We start from the raw sequence: 391 nt of genomic DNA, 5'->3' as shown, positions 1-391 counted from the left end.
GGCAGCAAGCGGTCCAAAATCACAACGTCATAATTTTCACAGACAGCCAGAAACAGACCATCCTTGACGTTATCCGCCACATCCACGACGTGCCCGGCTTCACGAAATCCCTTGAGCACAAAGGCGCGGACTGTCAGAAACAGACCATCCTTCAGGATACGCATTGATTTTACTCTCTTACTTCCGGGCGACTGAGCTCCGTATCAGGGCCTCAGAATACCGGCTGGTGTCCACGGGTCAAAGTGGAGGCTCGATCATTTATCCGCGTGCTTGGGGCGTGGTCCGATATGAACGGGAAGCGGAATACCGGCTGGTGTCCACGGGTCAAAGTGGAGGCTCGATCATTTATCCGCGTGCTTGGGGCGTGGTCCGATATGAACGGGAAGCGTCA

The 391-nt window shown here is 54.7% G+C and carries 1 protein-coding gene and 1 pseudogene; one reads left to right on the top strand and one right to left on the bottom strand.

From position 1 onward, the window contains the following. Positions 1–164 (bottom strand): annotated as a pseudogene (locus KP705_RS20490) (DNA-binding response regulator); the annotation flags it as partial. Here KP705_RS20490 and KP705_RS18855 point away from each other — a divergent pair. After that, the coding region (locus KP705_RS18855) for a hypothetical protein (protein ID WP_215765414.1) at positions 164–391 on the top strand (228 nt) is incomplete at its 3' end. The pseudogene KP705_RS20490 and the gene KP705_RS18855 overlap by 1 nt on opposite strands.

This window comes from Gluconobacter sp. P1D12_c (assembly GCF_018812105.1).
Lineage (GTDB): Bacteria > Pseudomonadota > Alphaproteobacteria > Acetobacterales > Acetobacteraceae > Gluconobacter > Gluconobacter oxydans_A.
The sequence above is the reverse complement of the archived record's forward strand: the minus strand, read 5'-3'. Positions and strand labels throughout refer to the sequence as shown.